Here is a 17148-nt window from a genome sequence, read left to right as displayed (position 1 = left end):
TGCTGCTGCTCGCTTACTGGTTGTACGGACCGTAGTCGTAGTCCTCCAGCGGAACGGCCTGGCCGGAGCCGGTGCCGAACGGCGAGTAGTCGATGTCGTCGTAGCCGACGGCCGAGTACATCGCGGCCTTGGCCTCCTCGGTCGGCTCCACCCGGATGTTGCGGTAGCGGGACAGACCCGTACCGGCCGGGATGAGCTTACCGATGATGACGTTCTCCTTGAGGCCGATGAGGCTGTCGGACTTGGCGTTGATCGCCGCGTCCGTCAGCACTCGGGTCGTCTCCTGGAAGGAGGCGGCCGACAGCCAGGACTCCGTCGCCAGCGAGGCCTTGGTGATACCCATCAGCTGCGGACGGCCGGAGGCCGGGTGTCCGCCCTCCTGGACCACACGACGGTTCTCCTGCTCGAACTTCGAGCGCTCGACCAGCTCGCCGGGCAGCAGCTCGGCGTCGCCGGACTCGATGATCGTCACCCGGCGGAGCATCTGCCGGATGATGATCTCGATGTGCTTGTCGTGGATCGACACACCCTGCGAGTTGTAGACCTTCTGGACCTCGCCGACCAGGTGGACCTGGACGGCACGCTGACCCAGGATGCGCAGCACGTCGTGCGGGTTGGTGGCACCCACGGTGAGCTTCTGGCCCACCTCGACGTGGTCGCCCTCGCCGACCAGCAGACGGGCGCGCTTCGAGATCGGGTACGCCGTCTCGTCGCTGCCGTCGTCCGGGGTGACGACGATCTTCTTGGTCTTCTCGGTCTCCTCGATCCGCACGCGGCCCTGGGCCTCGGAGATCGGGGCGACACCCTTCGGCGTACGGGCCTCGAAGAGCTCGACGACACGGGGCAGACCCTGGGTGATGTCGTCACCGGCCACACCACCGGTGTGGAAGGTACGCATCGTCAGCTGGGTACCGGGCTCACCGATGGACTGGGCGGCGATGATGCCGACCGCCTCACCGATGTCGACCAGCTTGCCGGTGGCCAGCGAACGGCCGTAGCACATGGCGCAGGTGCCGACGGCGGACTCGCAGGTCAGGACCGAGCGGGTCTTGACCTCCTCGACGCCGTGCTTGACCAGCTCGTCGATGAGCACGTCACCGAGGTCGGTACCGGCCGGGGCCAGCACCTTGCCGTCGACGACGATGTCCTCGGCGAGGCAGCGCGCGTACACGGACGTCTCGACGTCCTCCGCCTTGCGCAGCACGCCGTCCGCGTCGCGGGAGGCGATGTGCAGCTTGAGGCCGCGATCGGTGCCGCAGTCCTCCTCGCGGATGATGACGTCCTGCGAGACGTCCACCAGACGACGGGTGAGGTAACCCGAGTCGGCGGTACGCAGGGCGGTGTCCGCCAGACCCTTACGGGCACCGTGCGTGGAGATGAAGTACTCCAGCACGGACAGGCCCTCACGGAACGACGCCTTGATCGGACGCGGGATCGTCTCGTTCTTCGCGTTCGACACCAGACCACGCATACCAGCGATCTGACGCATCTGCATCATGTTGCCTCGTGCACCCGAGTTCACCATCATGAAGATCGGGTTGGTCTTCGGGAAGTTCTCGTTCATCGCCTCGGCGACCTCGTTGGTCGCCTGGGTCCAGATCTGGATGAGCTCCTGCGTGCGCTCTTCCTTGGTGATCAGACCGCGCTCGTACTGCTTCTGGACCTTCTCGTCCTTGGCCTCGTACCCGGCGACGATCTCCTTCTTCGCGTCGGGGACGACGACGTCGGAGATGGCGACGGTGACACCGGAGCGGGTGGCCCAGAAGAAGCCGGACGCCTTCAGGTTGTCGAGCGTCGCCGCCACGATGACCTTCGGGTAGCGCTCGGCGAGGTCGTTGACGATCTCCGAGAGCTGCTTCTTGCCGACCTCGTAGTCGACGAACGGGTAGTCCTCGGGCAGCAGCTCGTTGAAGAGCGCGCGGCCCAGGGTGGTCCTCAGCCGGAAGCTGTCACCCTGCTGCCACTCCGGTTCGCCCTCCTCGCGGGCCGGCGGGGTCCAGCCGCGCGGCGGGATGGTGCCCACCGGGAAGCGGATGTCCACGCGCGACTGGAGCGAGAGCTCACCGGCGTCGAACGCCATGATCGCCTCGGCCACGGACGCGAAGGAGCGGTCCTCGCCCTTCACGTTCCGCATCTCGCCGTCGGTGGTGAGGAAGAACAGACCGAGGACCATGTCCTGGGTCGGCATCGTCACCGGACGGCCGTCGGCCGGCTTGAGGATGTTGTTCGAGGACAGCATCAGGATGCGGGCCTCGGCCTGCGCCTCCGCGGACAGCGGCAGGTGCACGGCCATCTGGTCACCGTCGAAGTCCGCGTTGAACGCGGTGCACACGAGCGGGTGGATCTGGATGGCCTTGCCCTCGACCAGCTGCGGCTCGAAGGCCTGGATGCCGAGGCGGTGCAGGGTGGGAGCACGGTTCAGCAGCACCGGGTGCTCGGCGATGACCTCTTCGAGGACGTCGTACACGACGGTGCGGCCGCGCTCCACCATGCGCTTGGCGGACTTGATGTTCTGCGCGTGGTTCAGGTCCACCAGGCGCTTCATCACGAACGGCTTGAACAGCTCCAGCGCCATCGCCTTGGGCAGACCGCACTGGTGCAGCTTGAGCTGCGGGCCGACGACGATGACGGAACGCGCGGAGTAGTCCACACGCTTGCCGAGCAGGTTCTGACGGAAGCGGCCCTGCTTGCCCTTGAGCATGTCGGACAGCGACTTCAGCGGACGGTTGCCGGGGCCCGTGACCGGGCGGCCGCGGCGGCCGTTGTCGAAGAGCGCGTCGACGGCCTCCTGGAGCATGCGCTTCTCGTTGTTCACGATGATCTCGGGCGCGCCGAGGTCGAGAAGCCGCTTCAGGCGGTTGTTGCGGTTGATGACACGGCGGTACAGGTCGTTCAGGTCGGAGGTCGCGAAGCGGCCACCGTCCAGCTGCACCATCGGACGCAGGTCCGGCGGGATGACCGGCACGCAGTCCAGCACCATGCCCTTGGGGCTGTTGCTGGTCTGGAGGAACGCGGAGACGACCTTGAGGCGCTTGAGCGCACGGGTCTTCTTCTGGCCCTTGCCGGTGCGGATGATCTCGCGGAGCTTCTCGGCCTCCTCGTCGAGGTCGAAGGACTCCAGGCGCTTCTGCAGCGCCGCGGCACCCATCGAGCCGTCGAAGTAGGTGCCGAAGCGGTCGCGCAGCTCGCGGTAGAGCAGCTCGTCGCCCTCCAGGTCCTGGACCTTGAGGTTCTTGAACCGGGTCCAGACCTCGTCGAGGCGGTCGATCTCGCGCTGCGCGCGGTCGCGCAGCTGCTTCATCTCACGCTCGGCGCCCTCGCGCACCTTGCGGCGCACATCGGCCTTGGCGCCCTCGGCCTCCAGCTCGGCCAGGTCGGTCTCGAGCTTCTTGGCGCGGGCCTCCAGGTCGGCGTCGCGGCGGTTCTCGATCTGCTGGCGCTCGACGGAGACGTGCGCCTCCAGCGAGGGCAGGTCGCGGGTGCGGCGCTCCTCGTCGACGTACGTGATCATGTACGCCGCGAAGTAGATGACCTTCTCCAGGTCCTTCGGGGCGAGGTCGAGCAGGTAGCCCAGCCGCGACGGGACGCCCTTGAAGTACCAGATGTGGGTGACGGGGGCGGCCAGCTCGATGTGGCCCATCCGCTCACGGCGCACCTTGGCACGCGTGACCTCGACGCCACAGCGCTCGCAGATGATGCCCTTGAAGCGGACGCGCTTGTACTTGCCGCAGTAGCACTCCCAGTCCCGGGTGGGGCCGAAGATCTTCTCGCAGAAGAGCCCGTCCTTTTCCGGCTTGAGGGTGCGGTAGTTGATGGTCTCGGGCTTCTTGACCTCGCCGTGGCTCCACTGACGGATGTCGTCAGCGGTGGCCAGGCCGATCCGGAGCTCGTCGAAGAAGTTGACGTCGAGCACTATGCGTCAATCCCTCTCAGGGTCGTAAGTCTGTGGTCTGAAACGGGGGCCTGGGGGTCGGCGGGGGCCTCACACGGCGGTGAGGCCCCTACCGGACTCCCGTCAGACCTCTTCGACGCTGCTCGGCTCGCGCCGGGACAGGTCGATGCCGAGCTCCTCCGCGGCGCGGAAGACATCCTCGTCGGTGTCACGCATCTCGATGGACATACCGTCGCTGGACAGCACCTCCACGTTCAGGCAGAGCGACTGCATCTCCTTGATGAGCACCTTGAAGGACTCGGGGATGCCGGGCTCAGGGATGTTCTCGCCCTTGACGATGGCCTCGTAGACCTTCACGCGGCCGGTGACGTCGTCGGACTTGATGGTCAGCAGCTCCTGGAGGGCGTAGGCGGCGCCGTACGCCTCAAGGGCCCACACCTCCATCTCGCCGAACCGCTGGCCACCGAACTGGGCCTTACCACCCAGCGGCTGCTGGGTGATCATGGAGTACGGGCCGGTCGAACGGGCGTGCAGCTTGTCGTCGACCAGGTGGTGCAGCTTCAGGATGTACATGTAGCCGACCGAGATCGGGTCCGGGAACGGCTCACCGCTGCGGCCGTCGAACAGCCGCGCCTTGCCGGTCGGGAGCACCATGCGCTCGCCGTCCCGGTTCGGGATGGTGTGCTGGAGCAGACCCGCCAGCTCGTCCTCCCGGGCACCGTCGAAGACCGGGGTCGCGACGTTGGTGCCGGGGTCGACCTGGTCGGCGCCGATCGCCTGGAGGCGCTGCGCCCACTCCTCCGCCAGGCCGGAGACGTCCCAGCCGCGGCTGGCGAGCCAGCCGAGGTGGATCTCCAGGACCTGTCCCGGGTTCATGCGGGACGGGACACCCAGCGGGTTGAGGATGATGTCGACCGGGGTGCCGTCCTCCAGGAACGGCATGTCCTCGATCGGGTTGATCTTGGAGATGACGCCCTTGTTGCCGTGGCGGCCGGCGAGCTTGTCACCGTCGGTGATCTTGCGCTTCTGCGCGACGTAGACGCGGACCAGCTGGTTCACGCCCGGCGGCAGCTCGTCGCCCTCCTCGCGGTCGAAGAGGCGGACACCGATGACCTTGCCGATCTCGCCGTGCGGCACCTTCAGCGAGGTGTCGCGGACCTCACGGGCCTTCTCGCCGAAGATCGCGCGCAGCAGCCGCTCCTCCGGGGTCAGCTCGGTCTCGCCCTTGGGCGTGACCTTGCCGACCAGGATGTCACCGGCGACGACCTCGGCACCGATGCGGATGATGCCGCGCTCGTCGAGGTCGGCGAGGACCTCCTCGGAGACGTTCGGGATGTCCCGGGTGATCTCCTCGGGGCCGAGCTTGGTGTCACGGGCGTCGACCTCGTGCTCCTCGATGTGGATCGAGGAGAGGACGTCGTCCTGCACGAGGCGCTGCGACAGGATGATCGCGTCCTCGTAGTTGTGGCCCTCCCACGGCATGAACGCGACCAGCAGGTTCTTGCCGAGCGCCATCTCGCCGTTCTCGGTGGCCGGACCGTCGGCGAGGACCTGGCCCTCGATGATCCGGTCGCCCTCGTTGACGATGACCTTCTGGTTGACCGAGGTGCCCTGGTTGGAGCGGGAGAACTTGTGCAGGCGGTACGTGATGTACGTGCCGTCGTCGTTGGCGGTGGTGATGTAGTCGGCGGAGACCTCCTGCACCACACCGGCCTTCTCGGCCTTGACGACGTCACCGGCGTCGACGGCGGAGCGGTACTCCATGCCGGTGCCGACGAGCGGGGCCTCGCTCTTGATGAGCGGCACGGCCTGGCGCATCATGTTCGCGCCCATGAGGGCACGGTTGGCGTCGTCGTGCTCAAGGAACGGGATCATGGCGGTCGCGACCGACACCATCTGGCGCGGCGAGACGTCCATGTAGTCGACGTCGTCACCGGCGACGTAGTCGACCTCACCGCCGCGGCGGCGGACCAGGACGCGGTTCTCGGAGAAGCGCATGTCGTCGTTGAGGCCGGCGTTGGCCTGCGCGATGACGAAGCGGTCCTCCTCGTCGGCGGTCAGGTAGTCGACCTCGTCGGTGACCTGGCCGTCGACGACCTTGCGGTACGGGGTCTCGACGAAACCGAACGCGTTGACCCGGCCGTAGGAGGCGAGCGAGCCGATCAGACCGATGTTCGGGCCTTCGGGCGTCTCGATCGGGCACATGCGGCCGTAGTGCGAGGGGTGCACGTCACGGACCTCGAAGCCGGCCCGCTCACGGGAGAGACCACCGGGGCCCAGCGCCGACAGACGGCGCTTGTGGGTGAGACCCGACAGCGGGTTGTTCTGGTCCATGAACTGCGACAGCTGGCTGGTGCCGAAGAACTCCTTGATGGAGGCGACGACCGGCCGGATGTTGATCAGGGTCTGCGGCGTGATCGCCTCGACGTCCTGGGTGGTCATGCGCTCGCGCACGACGCGCTCCATACGGGCGAGACCCGTACGGACCTGGTTCTGGATCAGCTCGCCGACGCTGCGCAGGCGGCGGTTGCCGAAGTGGTCGATGTCGTCGGTCTCGACGACGATCGTGCCGCCGTTGTCCCCGGCGGTCTCGGTCTCACCGGCGTGCAGCTTCACCAGGTACTTGATCGTCGAGAGGATGTCCTCGACGGTCAGGATGCCGGCGTCCAGCGGCGCGTCCGCGCCCAGCTTCTTGTTGACCTTGTAGCGGCCGACCTTGGCGAGGTCGTAGCGCTTGGGGTTGAAGTACAGGTTCTCCAGCAGCGTCTGCGCGGCCTCGCGCGTGGGGGGCTCGCCCGGACGCAGCTTGCGGTAGATGTCGAGCAGCGCGTCGTCCTGGCCCTGGGTGTGGTCCTTCTCCAGGGTGGCGCGCATCGACTCGTACTCGCCGAACTCCTCGAGGATCTGCTCGTTGGTCCAGCCGAGCGCCTTCAGCAGCACGGTGACCGACTGCTTGCGCTTGCGGTCGATGCGGACACCGACCATGTCGCGCTTGTCGATCTCCATCTCCAGCCAGGCACCCCGGGACGGGATGATCTTGGCGGAGAAGATGTCCTTGTCGGACGTCTTGTCGATGCTCGAGTCGAAGTAGACACCGGGCGAGCGGACCAGCTGGGAGACGACGACACGCTCGGTGCCGTTGATGACGAAGGTGCCCTTGTTCGTCATGAGCGGGAAGTCGCCCATGAAGACGGTCTGGGACTTGATCTCGCCGGTCTCGTTGTTGGTGAACTCGGCCGTGACGAAGAGCGGGGCGGCGTACGTGAAGTCGCGCTCCTTGCACTCGTCGATGCTGTTCTTCGGCGGCTCGAAGCGGTGGTCGCGGAACGTCAGCGACATCGACCCGGAGAAGTCCTCGATCGGGGAGATCTCCTCGAAGATCTCCTCGAGGCCGGACTTGGTGGGGACGTCCTGACCGGATTCCAGAGCCGCCTCGACGCGAGCCTTCCACGCGTCGTTGCCGAGCAGCCAGTCGAAGCTCTCGGTTTGCAGCGCGAGAAGGTTCGGAACCTCGAGGGGCTCCTTGATCTTTGCAAAGGAGATGCGCAGCGGGGCGGTGCTGGCAGCGTTGTTCGTATTCGCGGTCGAGGCATTGCGCGAGGCGGCCAAGAGGGGGTCCTTCCGAGGGCTCGGACTCACTACGCGCGTACCGGCCCCTCTCTCGGACAACGGGACGGACGGTCCCCGACAGGGCCGTCAGGCCAGGTCAGGTGCGGTCCGGTCGTCGATGCTCGGGGGAGGGCATGCCCCTGGTGACGGGCAGGGGACAGCTAACAGGCAGCGCAAAGGGTCAGTGTAGCCACTTGGCCCACTGATGTCCAGTGCCGGGTTTTGGGAACCCTCGTCGTCGTCACCGCCTACGGCCTGTCACCCTCAACGCACGTTGATACTGCCCTCTTCGCCGTCGATCCATGCCTCGGATTCGGATCGTTGTGACGACGCGTCCTGAGAATTGCGCGCTGCGTGCGGTTCGTCAAGGCCCCCCTACCCGAACCGGATGCTGCCATCGTCACTCGCGGCCTGTCTCCGGGGGCCTCTCGAGGCCGAACGAAGATCACCATACCCCTCCCGGTCGCGGGTGCAAGGCCGCCACAGCCACCCCCGGGAACGCCGAAGAGCGACCACCCGGATGGATGATCGCTCTTCGGTGCGTTCGCGTTACAGCCCTTTCGGGCCGCGTTCAGCTCGCGCGGGAGAGTCCTGCCCGATCAGCAGAGACTCGTGAGGTCACTTGACCTCGACGGAGGCGCCGGCGCCCTCGAGGGACTCCTTGGCCTTCTCCGCGGCGTCCTTGGCGACCTTCTCCAGAACCGGCTTCGGCGCACCGTCGACCAGGTCCTTGGCCTCCTTCAGGCCGAGGGAGGTCAGCTCACGCACGACCTTGATGACCTGGATCTTCTTGTCGCCGGCACCCGTGAGGATGACGTCGAACTCGTCCTGCTCCTCGGCGGCCTCGACGGCGGTGGCCGGACCGGTCGGGCCGGCCACGGCGACCGCGGCGGCGGCGGTGACGTCGAACTTCTCCTCGAAGGCCTTCACGAACTCGGAGAGCTCGATGAGGGTCATCTCCTCGAACTGCGCGAGCAGGTCTTCCTGGCTGAGCTTCGCCATGATGGGCGATCCTTCCACTAATTCGGCAGGTGCCGGATGTACTGGGTGTGGCGGGCGTACGTCGGCCCGCTGCGACCCGTGCCGCCTAGACGGCCAGGGTCAGAAAGCGAGCCGAATTACTCGGCACCGCCCTGCTCGTCCCGCTTGGCACGAAGAGCGTCCACGGTGCGGACGAGCTTCGAGGGAAGCGCCTGGAAGAGCTGAGCAGCCTGGGACTGCTTGCCCTTGAAGGCACCCGCCAGCTTGGAGAGCAGAACCTCGCGGGACTCGAGGTCCGCAAGCTTCTTGATCTCGTCGGCGGACAGCGCCTTGCCGTCAAGGACACCGCCCTTGATGACGAGATTCGGGTTGTCCTTGGCGAAGTCACGGAGACCCTTCGCCGACTCCACCGGGTCACCGGTGACGAAGGCGACAGCCGTCGGACCGTTGAAGAGGTCGTCCAGCGTGGTGATCCCGGCCTCGTTGGCCGCAATCTTGGTCAGCGTGTTCTTCACCACGGCGTACTGGGCGTTCTCACCGAGCGAACGACGCAGCGTCTTGAGCTGCGCCACGGTGAGACCGCGGTACTCGGTCAGCACGGCAGCGCTGGAGTTGCGGAACTGCTCCGTCAACTCCGCCACTGCGGCAGCCTTGTCGGGCCTCGCCATAGAGCCTCGGCCTCCTTCCGGGTGATTCTGACCGCGCGGACCCGAAGGAGGACTGGGGAAAACGAAACGCCCCGGCGCAGGCGCTCGGGGCGGACTCGACCGGTCGTACGCACACCGTGGGCGTGCACACTCCGGGAGTTCTTCCACAGTCACCTGCGCGGGTCGCCCGCATTTTCAGCGGATCCTTCGGCCACCGCGTCCTCATCTGAGTGCACGGCAACGACCAGCGGTCTTTGGCTTCTGTAGGAGAGTACGGGACCGTGCCGCCGCGGAGCAAATCCGCTCCCGCGGCGGCCCGCGGTCAGCTCTGGTCCGCGCCGGCGCCCTTCATCATCTCGGCCAGGTCGACGACCTCACCGGCCGGCGGGGCGGCGACCTTCACCGGCTTGTTGGTGTCCAGGAAGGTGATCGTCATGTCCAGCGGGCCCTTGGCGGCGGTGCCGCGCATCCGGAACTGCCTGGTCTGGTCCTTGCCGTCGATCCAGGCGTCCATGGTGACCTTGTCGACCCCCATGCCCTTGTACTGCTCCAGGCTCTTCTCCCGGGTCTTGGCGACCTCCGGGCTCTCGCCCGGCTGCGGCTTGACCAGGTCGGCCAGGGCGACGGTGCCCGTGTAGTGGGTGGTCGCGACGCCCTCCACGGTCTCCGAGCCGACCTTGCGCAGGTCCTTGGCGCCGGTGAGGAAGGTGGACTCGGTCGCCGGGTTCTGCTCGGCCTGGGCCGCGCCGCCCCCGCCGAGCTGGTCCATCTGCTTGCCCGCGTCGGTCCCGGACAGGTCGAACTTCATCCAGCTCTTGCCGTCCATCTCCTTGGCGGCCTCGGCCCCGCCGTTGAGGTACATGACCTTGTCGACGAGACGGATCTCCACGGTGCCGGTGGAGGGCTGGTCGGGCATCGTCATCTTCATGCTCATGGCGATGGTGGGCTTCATCTGCATCTCGGCGTCGGCCTTGATGTGGCCCTGCTCCGGCACCTGGCCGGTCATGCGGTAGCGCAGCGAGGTGATGTTCTGCGAGTTCTTGGCGGCCTTGGCGACGGCCGCGGCCGGGGTGAGCTGCGGCGTCTCGGCCGCTCCGCTCTTGCCCGCGCTCTTCGAGTCGCTCTTGGAATCGCTCTTCGAGTCGTCCCCCGAACAGCCCACCGCGCCCGCGGCAAGGAGCAGCGCGGCCAGCGAGGCCGTCGCGACCCTGCGTCCGGACAGAGCGCGGGCGGGCGTGCGGGACGAGCGGGGCGTACGTACAGAAGTGTCCATGGTTTCCCCCCAAGGAACGGATGGCTTGCGCACAGTTCCGGTGAGCTTATCCGAGCGCTGATCATCCGGTCTTGGGGGATTCTTTGATTCAGGAGGCGCCGGCACCGGCCCCCTGGGCGGCCAGCAGCTCCTTGAAGTCCGCCGTGTCGCCGCGCGGCGGTGCGCCGACCGCGACCTTGACCCCGTAGTCGCTGTAGGTGGCGGTGGTGGTCAGGGCGCCCTTGGCCGTGTCCGCCGACTCGACCTTCCTGACCAGCAGGTTCCGGTCGTCGATCCAGAGGTCGACGGTGTCCGTCGTGATGCCGGAGTCGGTCAGCTGGCGCTTCATGTCCGCGAGCTGGGCGGCGGTGAGGCTGTGACCGGTGCGGGCGGCGAGGTCCGCGACCTTCACCGTGCCGTGGTAGTGAGTGGTGTGCACGCCCGCGATCCGCTCCTCGCCCGCCCTCTTCACGTCGCCGGAGGCCAGCAGCAGCTTCACGGCCTGGTTCGGCGTGTTGTTCTGCATCTGGTCCTTGAGGTACGCGCCGGAGCCGCCGCCGAGCCGGGCCATGTCGTCGTACCCGTACCTGATCCAGTGCTTGCCGCCGGCCTGTGCGGCGAACGCCTCGCTCATCCTGGCGTAGTAGGCGTCGGGCAGATAGCGGGCCTGGACCGAGGTGGTGCCGGTGGCGCGCATGGTGTCGGCCACCGTGCCGCCCGTGTAGGTGAGGCTGAGCGTGCCGGACAGGCCGTGGCCCCAGGAGAGGGCGCCGTGGCCCTTCATCGACATCAGCGTGCCCATGCTGACCGTCATGTCGACCCGGGCGGAGTCCGCGCGGCCGGTGGAGTCGGCGGCGGTGCGCAGGGCCGTCAGCGGGCCGGCCAGGGTGGCGGTGCCGCCCCGGGCGGTCTCCCCCGCCGCCTTGCCGTCCCGGTCCGCCGCCGCTCCGGAGGATCCCCCCGAGCCGCAGGCGGCCGCACCCGCCAGCGCGGCCGTCACCGCGATCGCCGATGCCGTACGGCGCACGGTCGTGCTCTTCATCCGGTCCCCCACCCCTGAGCGGTCTGTGTGCCGTGCACGCTAGCGCAGGGCACCGACAGCAGGGGTGCGCGCCGGGGGGATCGGCCGGTTCGCGACGGAACGGGACGAGCCCCGCCCCTCCGCTCGCGCGGAGGATGCGGGGCTCGTCGCCGACCTGGGTGAGCCGATGGCTCAGACCGCGGCCGGGTCCTCCTCGACGAGGAGGTTCCGGGTGCGGTTCGGGTCGAGCTGGATGCCGGGGCCCATCGTGGTGCTGATGGCGGCCTTCTTGATGTAGCGGCCCTTGGCGGCGGACGGCTTCAGACGGAGGATCTCCTCCAGCGCGGCGCCGTAGTTCTCCACCAGCTTGCTGTCGTCGAACGACGTCTTGCCGATGATGAAGTGCAGGTTCGAGTGCTTGTCGACGCGGAACTCGATCTTGCCGCCCTTGATCTCCGTCACGGCCTTGGCGGTGTCGGGGGTCACGGTGCCGGTCTTCGGGTTCGGCATCAGACCACGCGGGCCGAGGACGCGGCCGAGGCGGCCGACCTTGCCCATGAGGTCCGGGGTGGCGACGACGGCGTCGAAGTCCAGACGGCCCTTCGCCACCTCGTCGATCAGCTCGTCGGCGCCGACGATGTCGGCGCCCGCGGCACGCGCGGCCTCGGCACGGTCACCGGTCGCGAAGACCAGGACCCGGGCGGTCTTACCGGTGCCGTGCGGGAGGTTCACGGTGCCACGGACCATCTGGTCGGCCTTGCGCGGGTCGACACCCAGGCGGAAGGCGACCTCGACGGTGCCGTCGAACTTGGTCGTGGAGGTCTCCTTGGCGAGACGGACGGCCTCGAGCGGGGCGTACTGCTTCTCCCGGTCGACCTTGGCGTCCGCAGCGCGGAGAGCCTTGCTGCGCTTGCTCACAACTGCTCCTGTGGGTTCTGAAAGGAGTCGTGGTACGGGCCGAGCAGGCCCTGCCACGGTTCTACGAGGGTGGGACGGAGGCTGGGGTTCAGCCCTCGACCGTGACGCCCATGGAACGGGCGGTGCCGGCGATGATCTTCGCGGCGGCGTCCAGGTCGTTGGCGTTGAGGTCGGGCATCTTGGTCTGGGCGATCTCGCGGACCTGCGCGTCGGTGATCTTCGCGACCTTGGTCTTGTGCGGCTCGCCGGAGCCCTTCTCCACGCCCGCGGCCTTGAGGATCATCTTGGCGGCCGGGGGGGTCTTGGTCACGAAGGTGAAGGAACGGTCCTCGTAGACCGTGATCTCCACCGGGATGACCCAGCCACGCTGCGACTCGGTCGCGGCGTTGTACGCCTTGCAGAACTCCATGATGTTGACGCCGTGCTGGCCCAGCGCCGGGCCGACCGGCGGAGCCGGGTTCGCCGCACCGGCGTTGATCTGGAGCTTGATGAGCCCCGTGACCTTCTTCTTCTTGGGAGGCATAGCTCTCCGGGTCCTTTCGGTTCGGGTCCATGCCCGCGCTCGGGGACCACCCGGACGCAGGCATACCGCACAACGATAACGGGTATAGATGCGCGGCTGAAAACCGCGCAGGTCAGACCGGCTGTCACCAGCCCGCCTGACCTGCGCGGAAGCAGTACACCCAGAAAGAACTAGTTCTTCTGGATCTGGTCGAAGCTCAGCTCGACCGGGGTCTCGCGGCCGAAGATCTCGACGAGGCCCTTGACCTTCTTCGAGTCGGCGTTGATCTCGTTGATGGTCGCCTGGAGGGTGGCGAACGGACCGTCGGTGACGGTGACCGAGTCGCCGACCTCGAAGTCCAGCACCTGGACCTCGACCTTGCGCTGCGGGGCGGGCTTGCCCTCGGCCTCGGCGGCCTCGCGGGCGGCCTTCTCCTCGGCCTCCGGGGCGAGCATCTTCACGATCTCGTCCAGGGACAGCGGGTAGGGGTCGTAGGCGTTGCCGACGAAGCCGGTGACGCCCGGCGTGTTGCGGACGACGCCCCAGGACTCGTTCGTCAGGTCCATGCGGACGAGGACGTAACCGGGCAGCTTGTTCTGCCGGACGGTCTTGCGCTCGCCGTTCTTGATCTGGACGATCTCTTCCTCGGGGACCTCGGCCTGGTAGATGAAGTCCTCGACGTTCAGCGAGACGGCGCGCTGCTCCAGGTTGGCCTTCACGCGCTTCTCGTAGCCCGCGTAGGTGTGGATGACGTACCACTCGCCGGGCAGCGTGCGCAGCTCCTCGCGCAGCTTGGTGACCGGGTCGACGTCGGGCTCTTCCTCGACGGCCTCGGTCTCGTCCTCGGCGGCCGCCTCGTCCTCGTCGCTCTCCTCGGCGTCGGCAGCGCCCTCGGCGGCGTCGTCGTCCTCGACGTCGGCAGCGTCCTCGGCGCCCTCGGCGCCCTCAAGGGTCTCGTCCTCGACGTGGACGGCGGCCTCCTCGGCCGGCTCGCCCGCGGCGGCGTCGGCAGCCTCGGCCCCGTCCGCCTCGTCCGCACCCTCGACGATGTCGAGCTCGTCATCCACGGACTCGGTCGGCTCGATGGCGTCGTTCAGGTTCGGGTCAGACACGGTGGCTGCTTCTTCCTGGTACATAGGGGTGGAACATGCGAAAACGGGCGCCGGTAACCACGGCGCCCTTCGCTCTGGACTCAGCCGAAGACGTACTTGGCCGCGTGGTTGAGCCCATAGTCAATCACGGTCACCAGGGCGATCATGACGACGACGAAGCAGATCACCACAGTGGTGTACGACGTCAGTTCGTTGCGCGAGGGCCAGACGACCTTGCGCAGCTCGGCGATGATCTGCCGGTAGAAGGTGGCGAGACGCTTCAGCGGGCCCTTCTTGGCGCGCTTGCCGCCCTTGCGGGGCTTCTTGGACTCCGCCACCTCGTCCTGGGCATCAGGCGTGTCGATGGAGCCCACGGCGTCCGTCATTCGTCCTCACCTGATTCCGGGTCGTGGCCGTGCCGCGCCCGGTCGAGCCGCACGGCGGTGCATTGCTGTACGTACATGCGCACACATCCTGGCGAAGGTGTGTGTAGCAGGGCCGGAGGGACTTGAACCCCCAACCGCTGGTTTTGGAGACCAGTGCTCTACCAATTGAGCTACGACCCTTTGTGTGTCCCCCAACGTACCGCATCCGACCGCGAGTCCGGTGTGCACCGGGTGCGGCGGCCGCTTGCTGAAGGCCAACGAGGTGAGAGTGTACGTGGTCCGGGGCCGGGCGTCGAACAGAAAATGGTCTTCGGCGCCCGCCGGGGCCGATCCGTCCGGAAGATCACCTGGCCGGGGACCGGATCCGGACGCGTGTTCAGCACCCGACCCGCCTCCGCCCACTGTGTGAAACCGGTGTGCCCGCGGCGTTCGGGGTCTGGAACGATGGGCGGTATGAGCGCTGCAACTCCTCCGACCGAGCGCCGGGTCTCCGCCCGTATCGGCGCGATCTCCGAGTCCGCCACCCTCGCCGTGGACGCCAAGGCCAAGGCCCTGAAGGCCGCCGGGCGTCCGGTGATCGGCTTCGGCGCCGGTGAGCCCGACTTCCCGACCCCGGACTACATCGTCGAGGCCGCCGTCGAGGCCTGCAAGAACCCGAAGTACCACCGGTACACGCCGGCCGGCGGTCTGCCCGAGCTGAAGGCCGCGATCGCCGCGAAGACGCTGCGCGACTCCGGCTGGGAGCCGGACGTCTCGCAGATCCTCGTCACCAACGGCGGCAAGCAGGCCATCTACGAGGCCTTCGCCGCGATCCTCGACCCGGGCGACGAGGTCATCGTCCCGGCGCCGTACTGGACGACGTACCCGGAGTCGATCCGGCTGGCCGGCGGTGTCCCCGTCGAGGTCGTCGCCGACGAGACCACCGGCTACCGGGTCTCGGTCGAGCAGCTGGAGGCCGCCCGCACCGAGAACACCAAGGTCGTCCTGTTCGTCTCGCCGTCCAACCCGACCGGCGCGGTGTACTCCGAGGCCGAGACCGAGGCGATCGGCCGCTGGGCCCTGGAGCACGGCCTGTGGGTGCTCACCGACGAGATCTACGAGCACCTGGTGTACGGCGACGCGGTCTCCGTGTCCCTGCCGGCGCTCCTGCCCGAGCTGCGCGACAAGTGCGTCGTCGTCAACGGCGTGGCCAAGACGTACGCCATGACCGGCTGGCGCGTGGGCTGGGTCATCGGCCCCAAGGACGTGGTCAAGGCCGCGACCAACCTCCAGTCGCACGCCACGTCGAACGTGTCGAACGTCGCCCAGGCCGCCGCGCTGGCCGCCGTCTCCGGTGACCTGGAGGCGGTCGCGGCGATGCGCGAGGCCTTCGACCGCCGCCGCCGCACCATCGTGCGGATGCTCAACGAGATCGACGGCGTGATCTGCCCGGAGCCCGAGGGCGCGTTCTACGCCTACCCCTCGGTGAAGGCGCTGATCGGCAAGGAGATCCGCGGCAAGCGCCCGCAGAGCTCCGTGGAGCTGGCCGCCCTCATCCTGGAGGAGGCCGAGGTCGCGGTCGTCCCCGGCGAGGCGTTCGGCACCCCGGGCTATCTGCGGCTGTCCTACGCCCTCGGTGACGAGGACCTGGTGGAGGGCGTGAGCCGGATCCAGAAGCTGCTCGCGGAGGCGCGGGACTGACGTCCCGGGCGCTTCCCACGCGCGCGTGCGGGCCGTCTCCCTCCGGGGAGGCGGCCCGCTCCTGCGTTCGGGCAAGACCACGAACGGGGAAACGGCTTCCGGTCACGGCCCCGAGTGCGGCAGGATCGGCGGATGGAGCGTGTACGTGATGTCTCTGAGCTGCCGAAGGCCCATCTGCACCTGCACTTCACCGGGTCGATGCGGCCCGCCACCCTGCTGGAACTGGCCGACAAGTACGGCGTACGGCTGCCCGAGGCGCTGACCGACGCCCTGTTCGGCGGGGAGCCGCCGAAGCTGCGGGCGACCGACGAGCGGGGCTGGTTCCGCTTCCAGCGGCTGTACGACGCGGCGCGTTCCTGCCTGCGGGAGCCCGAGGACATCCGGCGGCTGGTGCGCGAGGCCGCCGAGGAGGACATCAGGGACGGCTCGGGCTGGCTGGAGATCCAGGTCGACCCGACCTCGTACGCGCCGCGTCTTGGTGGGCTGATCCCGGCGCTGGAGGTCATCCTCGACGCGGTGGACTCGGCCTCGCGCGAGACGGGCCTCGGGATGCGGGTCCTGGTGGCGGCCAACCGGATGAAGCATCCGCTGGACGCGCGCACGCTGGCCCGCCTCGCCGTGCGCTACCGCGACCGCGGCGTGGTCGGTTTCGGGCTCTCCAACGACGAGCGGCGGGGCATGGCCCGGGACTTCGACCGGGCGTTCGCCATCGCGCGCGAGGGCGGCCTGTTCGCGGCCCCGCACGGGGGCGAGCTGGCGGGCCCGGCCTCGGTCCGCGACTGCCTGGACGACCTGCACGCGCACCGGGTGGGCCACGGGGTGCGCGCCGCCGACGACCCGCGCCTGCTGCGGCGGCTGGCCGAGCGGGGGGTGACCTGCGAGGTCTGCCCCGCCTCCAATGTGGCGCTCGGGGTGTACGAGAAGCCCGCCGACGTGCCGCTGCGGACCCTGTACGACGCCGGTGTCCCGATGGCCCTGGGCGCCGACGACCCGCTGCTGTTCGGCTCCCGGCTGGCCGCCCAGTACGACTTCGCCCGCCGCCACCACGGCTTCACCGACGCCCAGCTGGCGGAACTGGCCCGCCAGTCCATCCGCGCCTCGGCCGCCCCGCAGGACGTCCGGGCCAAGCTGCTGTCGGGCGTGGACGACTGGCTGGCCGCCTGAGCGGC

Annotated in this window: 12 protein-coding genes and 1 tRNA gene; 2 read left to right on the top strand and 11 right to left on the bottom strand. The window is 68.3% G+C overall.

Features of this window, described 5'->3' with window-relative positions; genetic code table 11:
* Positions 1 to 13: 13 nt before the first annotated feature.
* The 11 genes from ACWDYF_RS18605 to ACWDYF_RS18555 form a co-directional block, all read right to left on the bottom strand.
* Positions 14 to 3913 (bottom strand): DNA-directed RNA polymerase subunit beta', encoded by a 3900-nt coding sequence (locus ACWDYF_RS18605; protein ID WP_018564787.1) that lies wholly within the window; start codon positions 3911 to 3913, stop codon positions 14 to 16.
* 102 nt (positions 3914 to 4015) lie between these two features.
* Positions 4016 to 7501, bottom strand: a complete 3486-nt coding sequence (rpoB, locus tag ACWDYF_RS18600) for a DNA-directed RNA polymerase subunit beta (RefSeq protein WP_018564786.1) — start codon at positions 7499 to 7501, stop codon at positions 4016 to 4018.
* Positions 7502 to 8119: 618 nt separating this feature from the next.
* A complete protein-coding gene (rplL, locus tag ACWDYF_RS18595) occupies positions 8120 to 8503 on the bottom strand; it encodes a 50S ribosomal protein L7/L12 (protein WP_381736736.1) in 384 nt (127 codons plus the stop codon).
* Positions 8504 to 8619: 116 nt separating this feature from the next.
* Complete coding sequence (gene rplJ / locus ACWDYF_RS18590; protein WP_018564784.1) at positions 8620 to 9150, bottom strand: 50S ribosomal protein L10; 531 nt, start codon at positions 9148 to 9150, stop codon at positions 8620 to 8622.
* A gap of 301 nt (positions 9151 to 9451) precedes the next feature.
* Positions 9452 to 10402, bottom strand: a complete 951-nt coding sequence (locus tag ACWDYF_RS18585; protein ID WP_389468931.1) for a DUF1396 domain-containing protein — start codon at positions 10400 to 10402, stop codon at positions 9452 to 9454.
* An 88-nt stretch (positions 10403 to 10490) separates the two neighbouring features.
* Positions 10491 to 11423 carry a LolA-like protein gene (locus tag ACWDYF_RS18580; RefSeq protein WP_389468928.1) on the bottom strand — a complete coding sequence of 311 codons (933 nt, stop codon included), beginning with the start codon at positions 11421 to 11423 and terminating at the stop codon, positions 10491 to 10493.
* A 171-nt stretch (positions 11424 to 11594) separates the two neighbouring features.
* On the bottom strand, positions 11595 to 12320 hold the full coding sequence (gene rplA / locus ACWDYF_RS18575; protein ID WP_389468924.1) for a 50S ribosomal protein L1: 726 nt from the start codon (positions 12318 to 12320) through the stop codon (positions 11595 to 11597).
* Between the two features lie 88 nt (positions 12321 to 12408).
* Positions 12409 to 12843 (bottom strand): 50S ribosomal protein L11, encoded by a 435-nt coding sequence (rplK, locus tag ACWDYF_RS18570; protein WP_018564780.1) that lies wholly within the window; start codon positions 12841 to 12843, stop codon positions 12409 to 12411.
* Positions 12844 to 13013: 170 nt separating this feature from the next.
* Entirely contained in the window at positions 13014 to 13934 is a 921-nt protein-coding gene (gene nusG / locus ACWDYF_RS18565; RefSeq protein ID WP_381736739.1) for a transcription termination/antitermination protein NusG, read from the bottom strand.
* A gap of 80 nt (positions 13935 to 14014) precedes the next feature.
* A complete protein-coding gene (secE, locus tag ACWDYF_RS18560) occupies positions 14015 to 14299 on the bottom strand; it encodes a preprotein translocase subunit SecE (RefSeq protein ID WP_018564778.1) in 285 nt (94 codons plus the stop codon).
* A gap of 107 nt (positions 14300 to 14406) precedes the next feature.
* Positions 14407 to 14479 (bottom strand) — tRNA-Trp (locus ACWDYF_RS18555).
* Positions 14480 to 14752: 273 nt separating this feature from the next.
* Here ACWDYF_RS18555 and ACWDYF_RS18550 point away from each other — a divergent pair.
* On the top strand, positions 14753 to 15979 hold the full coding sequence (locus ACWDYF_RS18550) for a pyridoxal phosphate-dependent aminotransferase (protein WP_381736740.1): 1227 nt from the start codon (positions 14753 to 14755) through the stop codon (positions 15977 to 15979).
* A gap of 132 nt (positions 15980 to 16111) precedes the next feature.
* A complete protein-coding gene (locus ACWDYF_RS18545; RefSeq protein ID WP_389468917.1) occupies positions 16112 to 17143 on the top strand; it encodes an adenosine deaminase in 1032 nt (343 codons plus the stop codon).
* Positions 17144 to 17148 lie beyond the last annotated feature (5 nt).

The organism is Streptomyces sp. NPDC003284, assembly GCF_053589675.1.
The sequence above is the reverse complement of the archived record's forward strand: the minus strand, read 5'-3'. Positions and strand labels throughout refer to the sequence as shown.